Raw genomic sequence first — 18,707 nt, forward strand, 5'->3', positions numbered from 1 at the left:
TTCCACAAAAATGTGCATAATATGAAATAAAGGAAAGGTGATGGTAGGTCAATATGAAGATCAATGAGTTCATCGTGGTAGAAGGTAGGGATGATACAGAGCGTGTTAAATCTGCCGTTGAATGCGATACAATTGAAACGAATGGGAGTGCCATTAATAAAGAAACGTTAGCTGTGATACAAAATGCGCAAGAAACAAGAGGTGTTATCGTATTAACAGATCCCGATTTTCCGGGTGATAAGATTCGTAATACGATTACTGAACACGTTGCAGGTGTGAAACATGCTTATGTGGATCGTGAAAAAGCAAAAAACAGACGTGGTAAGATAGGGGTTGAACATGCGCATCCGAGTGATATTAGGGAAGCGCTAATGCATGTTAGTTCTCCATTTGAAGAAGCTGAAGAATCGATAGATAAAAATGTATTGATAGATTTAGGTCTAATAATAGGAAAAGATGCACGTCGTAAAAGAGAAATATTAGCTCAGAAGTTACATATTGGACATTCAAATGGGAAACAATTACTGAAAAAGCTCAACGCATTTGGTTATACTGAAGCGGATGTACGTGAAGCTTTATCAATTGATAAGGAGAGTGACGCATAGGTGGAAAGAAAAGATATTGCTACGCCTTCGCGAACGCGAGAGTTATTAAATCAATTCGATTTTAATTTCAAGAAAAGTTTAGGTCAAAATTTCTTAATCGATGTGAACATTATTCATAAGATTATCGATGCAAGTCAAATTGATAAATCTACAGGTGTGATTGAAGTAGGTCCGGGTATGGGCTCTTTAACTGAACAATTAGCTAAACGGGCTAAAAAGGTCATGTCATTTGAGATTGATCAACGTTTAATTCCAGTACTAAGAGAAACGCTCGCACCCTACGATAACGTGACTATCATAAATGAAGATATTTTAAAAGCGGATATAGCAAAGGCTGTTGAAACTCATTTAAGTGATTGCGACAACATTATGGTAGTAGCTAACTTGCCGTATTATATTACAACGCCCATATTACTTAACTTAATGCAACAAGATATTCCGATTGATGGTTATGTAGTGATGATGCAAAAAGAAGTGGGAGAACGTCTCAATGCACGAGTAGGAACGAAATCATACGGTTCATTATCTATTGTGACGCAATACTATACAGAAACGAGTAAAGTACTTACAGTACCTAAATCGGTATTTATGCCACCACCGAATGTTGACTCTATTGTAGTGAAGTTGATGCAACGAAGCACACCTTTAGTAGAAGTGGATGATGAAGATGCATTCTTTAAACTTGCTAAAGCTGCATTTGCTCAAAGACGAAAAACAATCAATAATAACTATCAAAATTTCTTTAAAGATGGCAAAAGCCACAAAGAAAGTATATTAAAGTGGTTAGAACAAGCAGAAATAGATCCGAAAAGACGTGGAGAAACGCTTTCAATACAAGATTTTGCACGATTGTATGCAGAAAAGAAAAATTTCCCAGAATTAGAAATTTAAATTGTTGACAAAGCGCTATTACCTTGATAAAATTTAAATTTTATTTGACGAAAAGCCTCGAAATATGGTATTATGTAACTTGTAGCGAGGTGGAGCAATATGCCAAAATCAATTTTGGACATCAAAAATTCTATTGATTGTCACTTAGGAAATCGTATTGTACTAAAAGCCAACGGTGGTCGTAAAAAAACGATTGAACGTTGTGGTGTGTTAAAAGAAACATATCCTTCAGTTTTTGTCGTTGAATTAGACCAAGATAAGCATAATTTTGAAAGAGTTTCGTATACATATACGGATGTTCTTACAGAGAACGTACAAGTTTCGTTTGAAGAAGATAATCATCAAGAAGTAGTTGCACACTAATTTGAACATATAAACATAGAGTTGCTTAGTGTAATTCGTACTCTATAATAAAAAATGTGGGTGTTGGGCTTATATAAGTTCAGCACTCTTTTTTGATTTAGAGAAATTGTCTATTAAAGCGTCTTTTTACAAATTATTTTACATAATATTTATTTTGAAAACTTAATTTTTATCGTAAAACGGATATTAGGACAAATTAAAATGTCTTTCATTAAGTTTTTACATAAATTTGTGTTGTATCTATCAAATATTTTAATTCTTTATGTTAAAATCATTTTATTACTATTGATGAAGAGAGGGCGGAAAAATGATATATGAAACGGCACCTGCCAAAATAAATTTGACGCTCGATACACTTTTCAAAAGAGATGATGGATATCATGAAATTGCTATGGTAATGACTACAGTTGATTTGAATGATAGATTGTCTTTTCAAAAGAGAAAAGATAAAAAAATTGTGGTAGAGATTGAACATAATTACGTGCCGGATGATCATAAAAACCTTGCTTATCGTGCTGCAAAATTGATGATGGACACCTACAATTTAGAGCAGGGTGTTACTATAACAATTGATAAAGATATCCCGGTGTCTGCGGGATTAGCTGGTGGATCTGCTGATGCAGCAGCAAGTATGCGTGGTATCAACCGATTATTTAATCTAAATCGACCACTCAAAGAGTTAAGTGACTTAGGAATACAAATTGGTACAGATATTCCGTTTTGTATTTATAATAAAACTGCAATCTGTGAAGGTAGAGGCGAAAAGATTACTTTTTTAAACAAACCGCCTTCTGCATGGGTAATATTAGCAAAGCCTGATTTAGGGATTTCTTCTCCTGATGTTTTTAAAGCTTTAAACCTGAATGATGTACATCATGTAGATACACGTATGTGTGAAGAGGCGATTACTACTGGAGATTACAAAATGTTATGTCAAAGCTTATCAAACCGTCTAGAACCAGTATCGATGGCTATGCATCCCGAAATTGAAAAGATAAAAAATAATATGTTGCAATGTGGCGCAGATGGGGCGTTGATGAGTGGAAGTGGTCCTACTGTATACGGCCTTGCGCAAAAAGAGAGCCAAGCAAAGAAGATTTATAATGCTGTTAATGGATGTTGTAACGAAGTGTATTTAGTTAGACTATTAGGATAGAAGGGTTGAACAATATATGAGGTATAAAAGAAGTGAACGTATCGTCTTTATGACGCAATATTTAATGAATAATCCCAATCAGCTAGTGCCTTTAACTTTTTTTGTAAATAAATTCAAACAAGCTAAGTCTTCAATCAGTGAAGATGTACAAATCATTAAGAATACCTTCCAAAAAGAAAAATTAGGAACAGTTATTACTACTGCGGGTGCAAGTGGCGGTGTAAATTACAAGCCGATGATGAGTAAAGAAGAAGCTGCTGAAATTACTGAAGAAATTATTTCACTACTTCAAGAGAAAGAACGTCTTCTACCTGGTGGTTATTTATTTTTATCTGACTTAGTGGGTAATCCTTCACTTTTAAATAAGGTTGGTAAATTAATAGCGAGTATTTACATGGAAGAAGAGCTCGATGCCGTCGTAACAATTGCTACAAAAGGTATATCGCTTGCCAACGCGGTGGCTAACGTATTAAATTTACCTGTAGTGGTAATTAGAAAAGACAATAAAGTTACTGAGGGTTCTACTGTATCTATTAATTATGTTTCAGGATCATCACGAAAAATCGAAACAATGGTACTTTCTAAGCGAACTTTAGCTGAAAATTCTAACGTTCTTGTAGTGGACGATTTTATGAGAGCTGGAGGCTCAATTAACGGGGTTATGAATCTGATGAATGAGTTTAAGGCTCATGTAAAAGGGGTATCAGTACTTGTAGAATCAAAAGAAGTTAAACAACGATTGATTGAGGATTATACTTCTTTAGTAAAGCTATCTGATGTTGATGAATATAATCAAGAATTTAAAGTAGAACCTGGTAATAGTTTGTCTAAATTTTCTTAAAGGAGTTTTTACATCATGAAAACAATAAATACAAATAAAGCGCCAGAAGCTTTAGGACCATATTCACACGCTATGGTTGTGAACAATTTAGTCTTTACGTCTGGACAAATTCCATTAGATACTGAAGGAAACATTGTTAGCGAAGACGTGAAAGAACAAACAAAACAAGTACTAGAAAATTTATCAGTAGTACTTGAAGAAGCTGGTTCAGATTTAAACTCAGTTGTAAAGGCAACTATTTTCATCTCTGATATGGATGAATTTCAACAGATTAATGAGGTTTATGGTAGCTACTTTAGTGAACATCAACCGGCACGTAGTTGTGTGCAAGTAGCACGATTACCTAAAGACGTTAAAGTTGAAATCGAAGTTGTAGGTAAAGTTAAAGGATTATAATTTCCTTAATTGATAAATTGTCAAGCTTCTAACTAAACAAAGATATATACTAGGGGGGCTCACTGCATGAAAGTGACAGATGTAAGACTTAGAAAGATACAAACAGATGGTAGAATGAAAGCGCTTGTTTCAATTACGCTTGATGAAGCTTTTGTAATTCATGATTTACGTGTAATTGAAGGCAACTCAGGTCTTTTTGTTGCTATGCCAAGTAAACGTACACCAGATGGTGAATTCCGTGATATCGCGCATCCAATTAACTCTGAAATGAGACAAGAAATTCAAGATGCGGTTATGAAAGTATATGATGAAACAGATGAAGTTATCCCTGATAAAAATGCTTCTTCAGAAGAATCAGGCGAAGCTTAATTAAACTAATAGATAAAGCACAGGTTCAGCACTTAAATATGTTGAACCTGTTTTTTATTAAAGAGGATGGTATAAAACGGTTAAGCTAGAAGAGAGTAAGACGTTAATAATTTATGCCTTAGGGAGACGATGAATTGTATTCCGCCTATTTTGCTGACAAAAATTTTTAATGACTGAAAATTTTCTATAATTGACTATATTAATATACATAATAAAATTAATTTTTATAATTTAATGACGCTTAATTTACAAAATTTTTTAAATCTTGAAACTAGAACTTGAGTTAAATTATAATAAATAGGAAGCGTAAAATTTATTGGAGGGTTACCATTCATGCAAAGAAATGCGGTAATATTAGCGGCTGGAAAAGGTACTAGAATGAAATCAAAGAAATACAAAGTACTACATGAGGTCGCTGGCAAAACAATGATTGAACATGTGTTAACGAACGTTAAGAATGCAGGGGTTAATCAAATTGTGACGGTAGTAGGGCATGGTGCTGAAGACGTTAAAAGCACATTAGGCGATCAATCATTATATAGTTATCAAGAAGAGCAACTAGGGACTGCACACGCTGTAAAAATGGCGCAAGAACATTTAGAGAATGAAGAAGGAACAACATTAGTTGTATGCGGAGATACACCTTTGATTACTGCTAGCACGTTACAACAGTTAATCGAACATCATGAGGCGACACAAGCTCAAGCGACAGTATTGTCAGCTACTGCACAGATTCCTTTCGGTTACGGACGCATCGTTCGTGATAATAATCAGCAACTTAAACGTATTGTGGAAGAGAAGGACGCGACTGAGGAAGAAAAATTAATCACAGAAATTAGTTCTGGTATTTTTGCTTTTGATAATAAAGTATTATTCAATAAATTAGCACAAGTTAAAAATGATAATGTGCAAGGTGAATATTACTTGCCGGACGTGATTTCCTTAATTTTAGAAGATGAAGGAAAAGCTGAGATACACCATACTGATGATTTCGACGAAGTGATGGGCGTTAATGACCGTGTAATGTTAAGTAATGCAGAAAAGGCTTTACAACAACGTTTGAATATTCAACATATGAGAAATGGCGTTACAATCATTGACCCAACTACAACGTTTATTGGACCAGATGTAGAAATTGGCATGGATACGATTATAGAACCAGGTGTGCGTATTAACGGTAAAACGACTATTGGTGAAAACACGGTCATCGGGCAATATTCGGAAATTAATAATAGTCGTATAGGTTCTGAAGTTGACGTCAAGCAATCTGTTATTAATGAGTCGGTCGTTGGCGACAAGACGAAAGTTGGACCTTTCGCACAGTTAAGACCAGGTTCAAATTTAGGTGCAGAAGTTAAAGTTGGTAACTTTGTCGAAGTGAAGAAAGCGGATCTTAAAGACGGTGCAAAGGTCTCACATTTAAGTTATATTGGTGATGCTGAAATCGGAGAGCGTACAAATATTGGTTGTGGTTCAATTACAGTTAACTACGATGGTGTTAATAAATTTAAAACTGTCGTTGGAAAAGATACATTTATCGGATGTAATACTAACTTAGTAGCACCTGTAACAGTAGGTGATGGCGTCTTAATTGCAGCGGGTTCTACGATTACGGATAATGTTCCAAATGATAGTTTAGCACTAGCGCGAGCGCGACAAGTTACTAAGGAAGACTATAATAAAAAATAAATAAGTTAAAATTTTAGAATGAAATTAAGTATCTCTTTTTTAAATTTTTTGTCGAACATAGTAAAAGTTACTGATTTTTTATATAATGAAAGTGTCTAAGTTAAAAATTGGAGGACTATAAATGTTAAATAATGAATATAAAAATTCATCGTTAAAGATCTTTTCTTTAAAAGGAAATGAACCATTAGCACAAGAAGTTGCTGATCGTGTTGGGATTGAATTAGGTAAGTGTTCTGTAAAACGCTTTAGTGACGGGGAAATTCAAATCAATATTGAGGAAAGTATTCGTGGATGTGACGTCTTCATTATTCAACCAACGTCAAATCCGGTTAATTTACACCTTATGGAATTATTAATTATGATTGATGCATGTAAACGTGCATCTGCAGCGAATATTAATATTGTAGTTCCTTATTATGGATATGCCCGCCAAGATAGAAAAGCACGTAGCCGTGAACCTATCACAGCGAAATTAGTAGCTAACTTAATTGAAACAGCTGGCGCTAATCGCATGATTGCTTTAGATTTACATGCACCACAAATTCAAGGTTTCTTTGATATTCCGATTGACCATTTAATGGGTGTACCTATCATTGGACAACATTTTGAAAATGACCCTAACATTGATCCTGAGGAAATCGTCGTAGTATCACCTGACCATGGTGGTGTAACACGTGCACGTAAACTCGCAGACATTTTGAAAACTCCGATTGCAATTATTGATAAACGTCGTCCAAAACCAAACGTAGCAGAAGTTATGAATATCGTAGGTGAAATTGAAGGACGTACAGCTATTATTATCGATGATATTATCGATACAGCAGGTACGATTACATTAGCTGCCCAAGCTCTTAAAGATAAGGGTGCTAAAGATGTTTACGCTTGTTGTACACACCCAGTATTATCTGGTCCTGCAAAAGAACGTATCGAGAATTCGGCAATAAAAGAATTAATCGTTACAAACTCTATTATGCTTGATGATAGCCGTAAACCATCTAATACTAAAGAACTTTCTGTAGCTGGATTATTAGCACAAGCTATTATTCGTGTATATGAAAGAGAATCGGTAAGTGTATTATTTGACTAAAGTTTACAAATGGGTTTGACTTAAGTTATTTAACCGTGTATAATACATTCGTTCGTGGTTTTACGAACTAATAAACACTTGCAAGCAACTGTCTCAGTTGATGGGTAAGTGAAGGGAAGTCTTAATATACATGTTCTTAAAAGAACGTATATTGCGACTTAAAAATGAAAGGTGGAAATACGAATGGCTTCATTAAAGTCAATCATCCGTCAAGGTAAACAAACTCGTTCTGACCTTAAAAAATTACGTAATATAGGTAAAGTACCTGCAGTAGTTTATGGTTACGGTACTAAAAATACTTCAGTTAAAGTTGATGAAGTTGAATTCATCAAAGTAATTCGTGAAGTTGGACGTAATGGTGTAATTGATTTAGGCGTAGGTTCAAAATCAATTAAAGTAATGGTATCTGATTACCAATTTGACCCATTAAAAAACCAAATCACTCACATTGATTTCTTAGCAATCAATATGACTGAAGAACGTACTGTTGAAGTACCAGTTCACTTAACTGGTGAAGCTGTAGGCGCTAAAGAAGGCGGCGTAGTTGAACAACCATTATTCGACTTACAAGTAACAGCAACTCCAGAAAATATCCCAGAAGTAATTGAAGTAGACATTTCTGCATTAGAAATTAATGACAGCTACTCAGTTGCAGATATTAAAGTATCTGGCGACTTCACTATCGAAAACGATCCTGAAGAATCTGTAGTAACAGTAGTTCCTCCAACTGATGAACCTACTGAAGAAGAAGTAGAAGCTATGGAAGGTGAATCAGCTACTGAAGAACCAGAAGTAGTTGGTGAAGACAAAGAAGACGATAAAGAAGAAAATAAAGACGAAGAATAATTCGTTATTTAAGACTTTAACGTCATAACTACACTTTAGACTATTTATAGTCCAAGCACTGTGCTTATCCTAATAAGCATAGTGCTTTTTGTGTTATTATAGGGAATGTTATAGAATAAAATAATGATTAAACGATATCACTAACTACATTTTTGTAGATGAACATATAAAATGAAATTCAATGGAGGTACAACGCATGAAATGTATTGTAGGTCTTGGAAATATAGGTAAACGTTTCGAATTAACAAGACACAATATCGGCTTTGAAGTGGTTGATTACATCTTAAAAAACAATCATTTCTCGCTAGATAAACAAAAGTTCAAAGGCGCCTACACAATTGAACGTCTTAATGGAGAAAAAGTCTTATTTATAGAGCCTATGACGATGATGAATCTCTCAGGTGAAGCCGTAGCGCCTCTTATGGACTATTATAATATCGAAGTAGAGGATTTAATTGTCTTATATGATGATTTAGATTTATCTCAAGGAAATATTCGTTTACGCCAGAAAGGTAGTGCTGGTGGACATAACGGAATGAAATCGATTATTAAACATCTTGGTACAGATCAATTTAAACGTATTCGTATTGGTGTAGGGAGACCAACGAATGGTATGTCAGTTCCTGATTATGTATTGCAGAAATTTTCTAAAGAAGAAATGATGATAATGGACAAAGTGATTGAACATTCAGCGCAAGCCGTTGAAGCATTTATTGAAACTTCACGCTTTGATCATGTTATGAATGAATATAATGGAGAAGTCAATTGAGATCGATTATTTCAGATTATATTCAAAATGACAAACGTTTCCAGGAACTTGACGATGTCTTCGGACAAGAGAATATTCTCGTTACAGGTCTGTCTCCCTCAGCCAAAGCTACGATTATTGCTGAAAAGTACTTAAAAGATCAAAAACAAATGTTGTTGATTACTAATAATTTATATCAAGCTGATAAACTAGAAACAGATATTTTGCAATATGTAGATCATTCAGAAGTTTATAAATATCCAGTACAAGATATTATGACTGAAGAATTTTCAACACAAAGCCCTCAACTTATGAGCGAACGTGTTAGGACACTGACGGCCTTAGCTCATAATGAGAAAGGGTTATTTATCGTTCCATTAAATGGTTTGAAGAAATGGCTCACACCAGTGGACATGTGGCAAGAGCATCAAACGACTTTAAAAGTGGGCGACGATATTGATATTGATGACTTTTTAAGTAAATTAGTGAACATGGGATATCGACGTGAAAGTGTCGTCTCGCATATCGGAGAGTTCTCTCTACGTGGAGGGATTATCGATATTTATCCACTTATTGGGCAACCGGTCCGCATCGAGTTGTTTGATACTGAAGTTGATTCAATTCGTGATTTCGACGTTGAAACCCAACGTTCGAATGAGAATGTTGAAGAAATAGAGATTACTACAGCGAGTGATTATGTTATTACAGATGGAGTCATTCAACACCTTCAAACGGAATTACAAGCAGCCTATGAAGATACCCGTCCAAAGATTGATAAATCAGTGCGTAATGATTTAAAAGAAACGTATGAAAGCTTTAAACTTTTCGAATCTACGTTCTTTGATCATCAATTACTACGACGTCTCGTGTCATTTATGTATGAACAGCCTTCTACATTGATAGACTATTTCCAAAAAGATGCCATCATTGTAACTGATGAATATAATCGTATTAAAGAAACAGAGAAAACATTAACGACTGAAGTGGACGACTTTATCCAAAATTTAATTGAAAGTGGTAATGGTTTTATAGGGCAATCGTTTATGCAGTATGATGGCTTTGAAACGTTACTGAAAGAGTATCCGGTAACCTATTTCACGTTATTTACATCATCTATGCCGGTCCAACTTCAACATATTATTAAATTTTCATGTAAGCCTGTTCAACAGTTTTATGGTCAATACGATATTATGCGTTCAGAATTTCAACGTTTCGTACACAATGACTATACAATTGTAGTGTTAGTTGAAACGGAGACGAAGGTTGAACGTATCCAATCTATGTTAAATGAAATGCATATTCCAACCGTAACGAATGTTCATAGTGGCATTGAAACTGGTCAAGCTATCGTAGTAGAAGGTAGTTTATCTGAAGGCTTTGAACTACCATATATGCAGTTGGTAGTGATTACGGAGCGAGAGCTTTTCAAAACGAAACAAAAGAAACAACGTAAGCGTACGAAGACGATGTCGAACGCTGAAAAAATTAAATCCTATCAAGATCTTAATGTGGGTGACTATATTGTTCACGTGCATCATGGTGTCGGACGTTATCTAGGCGTGGAGACATTAGAAGTTGGCGATGTACATCGAGATTATATTAAGTTGCAATATAAAGGGACAGACCAGCTCTTCGTGCCTGTCGATCAAATGGATCAAGTTCAAAAATACGTAGCTTCAGAAGATAAATCGCCTCGATTAAATAAATTAGGCGGTTCCGAATGGAAGAAGACGAAAGCAAAAGTTCAACAAAGTGTTGAAGATATTGCTGATGAACTTATTGCGTTATATAAAGAACGTGAGATGTCAGTAGGGTATCAATATGGAGAAGATACAGCTGAACAAAATGCATTTGAAATGGATTTCCCATACGAGTTAACGCCTGATCAAGCGAAATCTATTGAAGAGATTAAAGGCGATATGGAACGTGAACGTCCAATGGATCGCTTATTATGCGGTGATGTGGGTTATGGTAAGACAGAAGTTGCGGTACGTGCTGCGTTTAAAGCAGTAATGGAAGGAAAGCAAGTAGCATTTCTAGTGCCAACAACTATCTTAGCGCAACAACATTACGAAACATTAATTGAACGTATGCAAGATTTCCCAGTACAAATTGAATTGGTTAGCCGCTTCCGTTCTACTAAAGAGATTAAAGAAACGAAAGAAGGTTTAAAATCTGGCTATGTAGATATCGTCGTGGGTACGCACAAGCTACTAAGTAAAGACATTCAATATAAAGATTTAGGCTTACTTATTGTCGATGAGGAACAACGGTTTGGTGTACGTCATAAAGAGCGTATTAAAACGATGAAAACAAATGTCGACGTCTTAACATTAACAGCAACACCGATTCCAAGAACGCTACACATGAGTATGTTGGGCGTCCGCGATTTATCTGTCATTGAAACGCCACCGGAGAATCGTTTCCCAGTACAAACTTATGTGCTAGAACAAAATAGTAATTTTATTAAAGAAGCATTAGAACGAGAATTATCACGTGACGGTCAGGTATTCTATCTTTATAACAGAGTGCAATCGATTTATGAGAAACGTGAACAATTACAGATGTTAATGCCAGAAGCAAATATAGCAGTAGTCCATGGTCAAATGACTGAACGTGATCTAGAAGAAACGATGTTGAGCTTTATCAATGGCGAATACGATATCTTAGTTACAACGACTATTATCGAGACAGGTGTAGACGTGCCTAATGCGAATACACTCATTATTGAAGAAGCCGATCGCTTTGGTCTTAGCCAGTTGTATCAATTACGAGGCCGTGTCGGACGTTCAAGTCGAATCGGTTATGCTTATTTCTTACATTCAACAAATAAAGTATTAACCGAGACGGCAGAAGAACGCCTTCAAGCTATCAAAGAATTTACCGAATTAGGCTCAGGATTTAAAATTGCAATGCGTGATTTAAATATTCGAGGCGCTGGTAATTTATTAGGTAAGCAACAACACGGCTTTATCGATTCCGTCGGTTTTGACCTCTATTCACAAATGCTAGAAGAAGCAGTTAATGAAAAGCGTGGTATTAAAGAGGAAGAGCCGGATGCACCTGAAGTTGAAATGGAATTGCATCTTGACGCTTACTTACCGGCAGAATACATTCAAAATGAACAAGCTAAAATTGAAATATATAAAAAGCTTCGTAAAGTTGAAACGCAAGAACAATTAATGGATATCAAAGATGAGTTAATTGACCGCTTCAACGATTATCCAGTTGAAGTTGGACGTTTGTTAGAAATGGTGGAAATTAAAATTCATGCTTTACATGCAGGTGTGACGTTAATTAAAGACAAAGGTAAACAACTGGAAGTCTTCTTATCTACTAAAGGCACTGAACAAATGAATGGTGAAGAACTATTCAAACAGACTCAGCCATTAGGACGCGCAATGAAACTAGGCGTGAAAGAAGGTAAAATGCAGATTACATTAACTAAATCTAAACAGTGGCTAGAGAATTTAAAATTCTTAGTTAAATGTCTTGAAGGAAGTATGGTTATTGAAAATGAACTCTAAGCACTCTCTTAAACCTGAGAATGTGCAAACCGACACATCATCGCAGTCATCGACGTTCAATGGGGTAGTCATTTTAACGATAGCGTTGATTATAGTAAAGGTGCTAAGCGCTATTTATCGTGTACCTTACCAGAATGTACTTGGAGATACTGGCCTATATGCATATCAACAAATTTATCCAATTGTTGCATTAGGCATGATACTCTCCATGAACGCTATACCAAGTGCAGTTACTCAAATCCTCGGTAGCAATGGTGAGGATTCGGCATTTTCCAAAGTGCTTATCTGGTTTCAAGTTATAGGGGCGGTAATCTTTGGAATTACTCTCATCTTGGCACAGCCATTAGCTACGTTAATGGGGGACCCGCGTCTCGCACCTATGCTTAAAATGGCAAGTTTAAGCTATCTCTTTATTGGCGTACTCGGTGTGTTTCGTGGTTTTTATCAAAGCCGACAACGTATGAACCTGCCAGCTATTTCTCAGGTAATAGAACAATTTATTCGCGTTAGTTTTATTATTGTAGCTATTGGATTATTTATGGTAAGAGATTGGACTATTTATCAAGCGGGGACTATCGCCATCTTGGCATCATCACTCGGATTTTTAGGTTCTAGCATCTTTTTAATGTTTACAAGACCTTTTCCTTTGAAAAGGCAGACCCAAATCTACGCCATCCCTTGGCGACGCTTGTTTATGGCTACGCTTATCTTTGCGTTGAGCCAGTTACTAGTTATTTTATGGCAATTTATTGATAGCTTCACGGTAGTACATACCTTACAAGCATATGGTTTACTTTTTAAAGAAGCGATTACACAAAAAGGGATTTATGATCGAGGTGCTTCGTTTATTCAAATGGGACTCATCGTGACGACAACATTCAGCTTTGTCCTTATTCCATTGTTAACAGAAGCTATCGCGCAACATAATCTTGTAAAAATGAATCGTTACGCTAACGCCTCCTTAAAAATTACAATATTAATCAGTGCAGCCGCAGGTATAGGCTTAATCAATTTATTACCTATGATGAATCACATCTTCTTTAAGACGAATAGTCTAAGCGCCACATTAGGCTTTTATATGTTAACTGTCATCTGTGTCTCATTGATTATGATGGATATTGCGCTTTTACAAGTACTTAATCGTATTCGACCTATCGTAATTGGGGTTGTCATCGGCTTAGTATCTAAGACAATATTCAATGTTATCTTTATTCATTATATTGGTATCTTAGGTGCAAGTGTAAGTACAGTACTGTCATTGACATCGTTTGGCATGATATTACATTATGAGGTAACTAAGCATTATAGATTTAATCGCATGCGAAGATTCATTTTGAAAATGATTGCTGCACTCGGCATCATGACAATTATTATTCAAATAGTTATGTACGTATTACCATCTGTCGGTCGATTAGGTGGACTGATTGAATTATTGATTGTAGCAATGATAGGTGTTGCCGTATTATTAATAGCAGTAGTATATATGAATGTTTTAGAGTACAAAGAATTAAAACATTTGCCATTTGGTGATAAGTTGTATCATATGAAGAAAGGAAGACGTTAATGGGACATACAATTACAATTGTTGGCTTGGGAAACTATGATGTAGAAGACTTGCCATTAGGAATTTATCGTTTTTTAACGCAACAACAACGCGCTTATGCACGTACACTCGACCATCCAGTTATAAATAGCTTACAAGATGAACTTCATTTCGAAAGTTTCGATTATATTTATGAAGCCAATGAAGCGTTTGATGATGTCTACCAACAAATTGTAGACACCTTAATTGAGAAAGCTCAGACAGAGGACGTGGTGTATGCAGTTCCTGGACACCCCCGTGTAGCTGAAACGACTACAGCTAAGTTGCTTGAATATAACGAAACGCACGACGATATAGACGTTAAAGTTCTAGGAGGTAAAAGCTTTATCGATGATGTCTTTGCGGCTATTGGCGAAGATCCTAACGATGGTTTCACCTTATTAGATGGTACTGCACTAGCTGAAAATGTCTTAAACATACGTACACATACATTAATTACACAAGTATATAGCGCTATGGTAGCAGCAGAAATTAAACTTACGTTAATGGAACGTTATCCTGATGACTTTTTAGTCTCAATTGTAACTGGTGCGCACAGTACAGGGGCTTCTGTACTTAGAGTGCCTTTATATGAACTCGATCACCATGAAGCTGCATTTAATAATTTAACAAGCGTCTTTGTACCTAAATTAACTGACGAGGAAGCGATGTATCAAGACTTCGATTTTGCTGTTCAAATTATCGATCGACTAGTAGATGATGAGAAAGGTTGTCCTTGGGACCGTATACAAACACACGAATCATTAAAACGCTATTTAATTGAAGAAAGCTTTGAATTATTTGAAGCGATTGATAATGAAGATGACTGGCACATGATAGAGGAACTTGGTGATATCTTATTACAAGTGCTCTTACATGCAAGTATTGGCAAAAAAGAAGGCTATATTGATATTAAAGAAATCATCGAAAGTTTAACTGCTAAGATGATTCGTCGTCATCCTCACATTTTCGGAGAAGAAAATGCAGAGTCAGTTGAAGATTTAAATGAAATATGGAAGACAGCTAAAAATAAAGAAGGTAAAACGCCTCGCCTGAAATTTGAGAAAGTATTTGCAGACCATTTCATGTCATTGTATGATAAAACAAAAAATAAGGATTTTGACGAAGAAACCCTTAAAAATTATTTGCAACAAGGGGAGAAAAATTCATGAGATTAGATAAATATTTAAAAGTATCACGACTTGTTAAACGTCGTACGTTAGCCAAAGAAATCAGTGATCAAGGTCGTATCACAGTTAACGGCAATGTCGCTAAGGCTGGAACAGATGTTAAAGTTGAAGACGAATTAGTGATTCGTTTCGGACAAAAGCTTGTCACGGTAAAAGTAACTGGATTAAGTGAACATGCATCGAAAGAGAACGCTAAAGGGATGTATGATTTAATAAAAGAAGAACGTATTAATAACAATCAAGTTGAAGACGAATAGATTGAAGGAGGTGGCAAGCTATGAGTAAAAAGGTAGAAGAAATCGGTAATCAGTATACCTCTGAGAGAAATCGTAAAAGAAAGCGTCAACAGAAAAAAATGAAAATTGTACGACGTAGGGTGACTGTCTTTGGAGGTCTATTGTTAGCGATTATAGTCATTCTATCCATCATGCTTGTCTTCCAAAAACATAGTAACGATCAAATGGCGGTTGAGCGTAAACAAAAAGAAGAACAATTTCAAAAGAAACAAGATGAAGAAATTGCTTTAAAAGAAGAATTGAATAATTTAAACGATAAAGATTATATAGAAAAAGTCGCTAGAGATGATTATTATCTAAGCAATAAAGGCGAAGTTATTTTCAAATTACCTGATAAAGATGATAAGTCTTCTAAATCTAAATCTTCTGATGATAATTCAAAATAAGCAAGTTTGGTTATTGTTGTCTTGGATGGGTTTAAAATAATCGTTTTATAGCATTGTGAAAAAGTTAAAACAGGAATATAATAAGGTTAAAATCGAAACAAAATCGGGAGGATTCATTTAGAATATGTCAATCGAAGTAGGAAACAAGCTAAAAGGTAAAGTTACAGGTATCAAAAAATTTGGTGCATTTGTAGAGTTACCTGAAGGAAAAAGTGGCTTAGTTCATATCAGTGAAGTAGCTGATAACTATGTTGAGAATGTTGAAGATCACTTATCAGTTGGAGATGAAGTTGAAGTTAAAGTGTTATCTATCGCAGACGACGGTAAAATTAGCCTTTCAATTAAAAAAGCGAAAGACCGCCCTCGTAGACCACATCATAAAACTAGTCAAAATAAACCACCACAACCTAAAGGTGAAGATTTTGAAAAGAAATTAAGTAATTTCCTAAAAGATAGTGAAGATAAATTAACTTCTATCAAGCGTCAAACTGACTCTAGACGCGGTGGTAAGGGTTCTAGACGTTAATTAATATATTCTTGTGATAATAACTGGGTAAGCTATTGGTTAATCTTTAGCGTACATCCTAGATAAGTTAATGAGATAATGATTGTTGCACTAGAAGAAAGCCATAAGATATTATATGAGCTTAGTTACTTTGTGCGGGGTGGAACATAGAATTCAATGTTGAATTTTAGTTCCACTCCTTTTTTCATGAGATAATAAGAGTAAGCTAAGGTGAAGATAGTATATTAAGAGAAGAAGGTGAATGAGGTGAAAGTGAATACGTCACTTTGGAAAGAAACAGATCATATTGTCCTCGCAGTTTCAACAGGAGTAGACAGTATGTGTCTATTACATCGTTTACTATTTGAATTACCCCACACCTATAGAAAACTTACGTGCTTACATGTTAATCATGGTTTACGACAAGCATCGCAAGAAGAAGAACAATTTATCAAAGATTACTGTGCGCAATATAGTATCTCTTGTTATATCAAACATTTAGACCTTTCAGACTTAGTTGCACAGGGTAAAAGTATTCAAGCAGATGCTCGATATAAGCGCTATGAGTGGTTCGACATTATGATGCATGACTTAGAAGCGGATGTTTTAGTTACAGCGCATCATTTAAATGATCAACTTGAGACAATTTTTTATCGTGTGTTTACCGGTCGCTCAACACGTAATTCATTAGGTATAGCTGATACCGCTTGGCGTCATAACTACAAAATATGTCGCCCATTATTAGATACATTTAAAGATAATATCCGTGCTTACCAACAAAGTCACCATGTACCATATTACGAAGACCATTCAAACCATGATAACAAATATACTCGTAATGATATTCGGAACCGTATCTTGCCGATGATTGATAACAATGTAGATCTCGATAGTACACAACTGTTAAAATTAAAAAGTTGGCATGATAACCAGTTACGTCTTACTCATCAACGTGTAGAATGCTTTATAAATGCTAATATACATAAAGACAGTCTAGGATATTTTCAATGTAATAGAGATGAATTTAATGCACTTGATGAAATATCCAAAATGGTGTTATTAGATAAATTAATTGAAGATATACAACTAGATAAAACTTTTTCAGAGAAGAATTATCAACAATGGTTTGAACAAATCTCAAGCCAACTAGCACAATTTGAAATAACCCTTTCTGAAAAATGGATAATTCAAATTGCTTATGATAAATTTATACTAATGGCGAAAAATAAGAAACCTGTATTAGACGAGCAAATTATTACGCACGCAGATACATATCGATTTGGATCTTATCGTATTACGATTTCTTCAGATTTAGCTATGCAACATTTCCCGTTAACGATTCGAACACGTCGTAATGGTGATAAATTTAAATTAAATGGTCGAAATGGCCATAAAAAAGTAAGTCGATTACTGATAGATTATAAAATTGATAATGATGCCCGTGCTCAAATGCCATTAGTTGAAGATCAACAACACAATATTATTGCCATAGGTGATTTATATATCGCTGAGGCTTACGATAAATATATCAAGATTAATAAATTGGAGATGAATGATGAATGAAGAACGATTTAAAAGAAATTTTGTTAACCGAAGAAGATATTCAAGGTATCTGTAAAGACTTAGGTGAACAATTAACTAAGGACTATAAAGACAAACCACTCGTATGCGTAGGGATTTTAAAAGGGTCTGTAATGTTTATGGCAGACTTGATTAAACGTATTGATACACACTTATCAATAGACTTTATGGATGTTTCAAGCTATCACGGTGGTACTGAATCTACAGGTGAGGTTCAAATTTTAAAAGATTTAGGTTCTTCTATTGAAAATAAAGACGTCCTAATTATTGAAGATATCTTAGAAACTGGGACAACTTTAAAATCAATTACCGAACTTTTACAATCACGTAAAGTGAATTCATTAGAAATTGTAACTTTATTAGACAAACCAAACCGTCGTAAAGCAGATATTGAAGCTAAATATGTTGGTAAGAAAATTCCTGATGAATTTGTTGTAGGTTATGGGTTAGACTATGGTGAACATTACCGCAACTTACCTTACATTGGCACATTAAAACCAGAAATTTATAGTAAATAAGAAAAAAGATTTTCGATTTTAAAGATATTAAATAGGGTTTAAGGTATAATAACTATACTTAAATATTAATTTAGTGTAGACTCATTTTATATTCTTAAATTCCTATTCAAAATATAGAATAATTTTATCTG

The 18,707-nt window shown here is 35.0% G+C and carries 19 protein-coding genes; all 19 read left to right on the forward strand.

Annotated features, from left to right (window positions below):
- The first annotated feature begins 53 nt into the window (after window positions 1-53).
- The 19 genes from rnmV (at window position 54) to hpt (ending at window position 18,576) form a co-directional block, all read left to right on the forward strand.
- Window positions 54-605, forward strand: coding sequence for a ribonuclease M5 (rnmV, locus tag CD147_RS01050; protein WP_103165606.1), 552 nt, complete (start codon window positions 54-56; stop codon window positions 603-605).
- Window positions 606-1,496, forward strand: a complete 891-nt coding sequence (gene rsmA, locus CD147_RS01055) for a 16S rRNA (adenine(1518)-N(6)/adenine(1519)-N(6))-dimethyltransferase RsmA (protein ID WP_103165607.1) — start codon at window positions 606-608, stop codon at window positions 1,494-1,496.
- Window positions 1,497-1,595: 99 nt separating this feature from the next.
- Window positions 1,596-1,859, forward strand: coding sequence for a biofilm formation stimulator Veg (veg, locus tag CD147_RS01060; protein WP_011276767.1), 264 nt, complete (start codon window positions 1,596-1,598; stop codon window positions 1,857-1,859).
- Window positions 1,860-2,166: 307 nt separating this feature from the next.
- Entirely contained in the window at window positions 2,167-3,015 is an 849-nt protein-coding gene (ispE, locus tag CD147_RS01065; protein ID WP_103165608.1) for a 4-(cytidine 5'-diphospho)-2-C-methyl-D-erythritol kinase, read from the forward strand.
- Between the two features lie 16 nt (window positions 3,016-3,031).
- Window positions 3,032-3,856: a pur operon repressor gene (gene purR / locus CD147_RS01070; RefSeq protein WP_103165609.1), complete on the forward strand. Its 825-nt coding sequence runs from the start codon at window positions 3,032-3,034 to the stop codon at window positions 3,854-3,856.
- A gap of 15 nt (window positions 3,857-3,871) precedes the next feature.
- On the forward strand, window positions 3,872-4,252 hold the full coding sequence (locus tag CD147_RS01075) for a RidA family protein (protein WP_103165610.1): 381 nt from the start codon (window positions 3,872-3,874) through the stop codon (window positions 4,250-4,252).
- 66 nt (window positions 4,253-4,318) lie between these two features.
- Window positions 4,319-4,621 carry a septation regulator SpoVG gene (gene spoVG / locus CD147_RS01080; RefSeq protein ID WP_103165611.1) on the forward strand — a complete coding sequence of 101 codons (303 nt, stop codon included), beginning with the start codon at window positions 4,319-4,321 and terminating at the stop codon, window positions 4,619-4,621.
- Between the two features lie 333 nt (window positions 4,622-4,954).
- Window positions 4,955-6,310, forward strand: a complete 1,356-nt coding sequence (glmU, locus tag CD147_RS01085; protein WP_103165612.1) for a bifunctional UDP-N-acetylglucosamine diphosphorylase/glucosamine-1-phosphate N-acetyltransferase GlmU — start codon at window positions 4,955-4,957, stop codon at window positions 6,308-6,310.
- 121 nt (window positions 6,311-6,431) lie between these two features.
- Window positions 6,432-7,397, forward strand: coding sequence for a ribose-phosphate diphosphokinase (locus CD147_RS01090; protein WP_103165613.1), 966 nt, complete (start codon window positions 6,432-6,434; stop codon window positions 7,395-7,397).
- A 183-nt stretch (window positions 7,398-7,580) separates the two neighbouring features.
- Window positions 7,581-8,243 (forward strand): 50S ribosomal protein L25/general stress protein Ctc, encoded by a 663-nt coding sequence (locus CD147_RS01095; RefSeq protein ID WP_103165614.1) that lies wholly within the window; start codon window positions 7,581-7,583, stop codon window positions 8,241-8,243.
- 196 nt (window positions 8,244-8,439) lie between these two features.
- On the forward strand, window positions 8,440-9,012 hold the full coding sequence (gene pth / locus CD147_RS01100) for an aminoacyl-tRNA hydrolase (protein WP_103165615.1): 573 nt from the start codon (window positions 8,440-8,442) through the stop codon (window positions 9,010-9,012).
- A complete protein-coding gene (gene mfd, locus CD147_RS01105) occupies window positions 9,009-12,518 on the forward strand; it encodes a transcription-repair coupling factor (RefSeq protein ID WP_103165616.1) in 3,510 nt (1,169 codons plus the stop codon). The genes pth and mfd overlap by 4 nt, the downstream gene beginning before the upstream one ends.
- Window positions 12,508-14,082 carry a putative polysaccharide biosynthesis protein gene (locus CD147_RS01110; protein ID WP_103165629.1) on the forward strand — a complete coding sequence of 525 codons (1,575 nt, stop codon included), beginning with the start codon at window positions 12,508-12,510 and terminating at the stop codon, window positions 14,080-14,082. The genes mfd and CD147_RS01110 overlap by 11 nt, the downstream gene beginning before the upstream one ends.
- On the forward strand, window positions 14,082-15,272 hold the full coding sequence (locus CD147_RS01115; RefSeq protein WP_103165617.1) for a MazG nucleotide pyrophosphohydrolase domain-containing protein: 1,191 nt from the start codon (window positions 14,082-14,084) through the stop codon (window positions 15,270-15,272). Before CD147_RS01110 ends, CD147_RS01115 begins: the two co-directional genes overlap by 1 nt.
- Window positions 15,269-15,547 (forward strand): RNA-binding S4 domain-containing protein, encoded by a 279-nt coding sequence (locus CD147_RS01120; RefSeq protein ID WP_103165618.1) that lies wholly within the window; start codon window positions 15,269-15,271, stop codon window positions 15,545-15,547. Before CD147_RS01115 ends, CD147_RS01120 begins: the two co-directional genes overlap by 4 nt.
- A gap of 20 nt (window positions 15,548-15,567) precedes the next feature.
- Window positions 15,568-15,972 carry a cell division protein DivIC gene (gene divIC, locus CD147_RS01125; protein WP_103165619.1) on the forward strand — a complete coding sequence of 135 codons (405 nt, stop codon included), beginning with the start codon at window positions 15,568-15,570 and terminating at the stop codon, window positions 15,970-15,972.
- A gap of 124 nt (window positions 15,973-16,096) precedes the next feature.
- On the forward strand, window positions 16,097-16,498 hold the full coding sequence (locus CD147_RS01130; RefSeq protein WP_103165620.1) for a S1 domain-containing RNA-binding protein: 402 nt from the start codon (window positions 16,097-16,099) through the stop codon (window positions 16,496-16,498).
- Window positions 16,499-16,744: 246 nt separating this feature from the next.
- A complete protein-coding gene (tilS, locus tag CD147_RS01135; protein WP_103165630.1) occupies window positions 16,745-18,040 on the forward strand; it encodes a tRNA lysidine(34) synthetase TilS in 1,296 nt (431 codons plus the stop codon).
- Window positions 18,037-18,576: a hypoxanthine phosphoribosyltransferase gene (gene hpt / locus CD147_RS01140; protein ID WP_103165621.1), complete on the forward strand. Its 540-nt coding sequence runs from the start codon at window positions 18,037-18,039 to the stop codon at window positions 18,574-18,576. The genes tilS and hpt overlap by 4 nt, the downstream gene beginning before the upstream one ends.
- Window positions 18,577-18,707: the final 131 nt, after the last annotated feature.

It is taken from the genome of Staphylococcus devriesei, assembly GCF_002902625.1.
Taxonomy (GTDB): Bacteria; Bacillota; Bacilli; order Staphylococcales; family Staphylococcaceae; genus Staphylococcus; species Staphylococcus devriesei.

What these genes read in the sequence shown, in the direction of transcription:
- CD147_RS01095 (WP_103165614.1), top strand. Translation starts at nt 7,581, where the DNA reads ATGGCTTCATTAAAGTCAATCATCCGTCAAGGTAAACAAACTCGTTCT.
- CD147_RS01090 (WP_103165613.1), top strand. Translation starts at nt 6,432, where the DNA reads ATGTTAAATAATGAATATAAAAATTCATCGTTAAAGATCTTTTCTTTA.
- pth (WP_103165615.1), top strand. Translation starts at nt 8,440, where the DNA reads ATGAAATGTATTGTAGGTCTTGGAAATATAGGTAAACGTTTCGAATTA.
- ispE (WP_103165608.1), top strand. Translation starts at nt 2,167, where the DNA reads ATGATATATGAAACGGCACCTGCCAAAATAAATTTGACGCTCGATACA.
- CD147_RS01075 (WP_103165610.1), top strand. Translation starts at nt 3,872, where the DNA reads ATGAAAACAATAAATACAAATAAAGCGCCAGAAGCTTTAGGACCATAT.
- CD147_RS01110 (WP_103165629.1), top strand. Translation starts at nt 12,508, where the DNA reads ATGAACTCTAAGCACTCTCTTAAACCTGAGAATGTGCAAACCGACACA.
- CD147_RS01130 (WP_103165620.1), top strand. Translation starts at nt 16,097, where the DNA reads ATGTCAATCGAAGTAGGAAACAAGCTAAAAGGTAAAGTTACAGGTATC.
- hpt (WP_103165621.1), top strand. Translation starts at nt 18,037, where the DNA reads ATGAAGAACGATTTAAAAGAAATTTTGTTAACCGAAGAAGATATTCAA.
- CD147_RS01115 (WP_103165617.1), top strand. Translation starts at nt 14,082, where the DNA reads ATGGGACATACAATTACAATTGTTGGCTTGGGAAACTATGATGTAGAA.
- CD147_RS01120 (WP_103165618.1), top strand. Translation starts at nt 15,269, where the DNA reads ATGAGATTAGATAAATATTTAAAAGTATCACGACTTGTTAAACGTCGT.
- glmU (WP_103165612.1), top strand. Translation starts at nt 4,955, where the DNA reads ATGCAAAGAAATGCGGTAATATTAGCGGCTGGAAAAGGTACTAGAATG.
- divIC (WP_103165619.1), top strand. Translation starts at nt 15,568, where the DNA reads ATGAGTAAAAAGGTAGAAGAAATCGGTAATCAGTATACCTCTGAGAGA.
- spoVG (WP_103165611.1), top strand. Translation starts at nt 4,319, where the DNA reads ATGAAAGTGACAGATGTAAGACTTAGAAAGATACAAACAGATGGTAGA.
- purR (WP_103165609.1), top strand. Translation starts at nt 3,032, where the DNA reads ATGAGGTATAAAAGAAGTGAACGTATCGTCTTTATGACGCAATATTTA.
- veg (WP_011276767.1), top strand. Translation starts at nt 1,596, where the DNA reads ATGCCAAAATCAATTTTGGACATCAAAAATTCTATTGATTGTCACTTA.
- rnmV (WP_103165606.1), top strand. Translation starts at nt 54, where the DNA reads ATGAAGATCAATGAGTTCATCGTGGTAGAAGGTAGGGATGATACAGAG.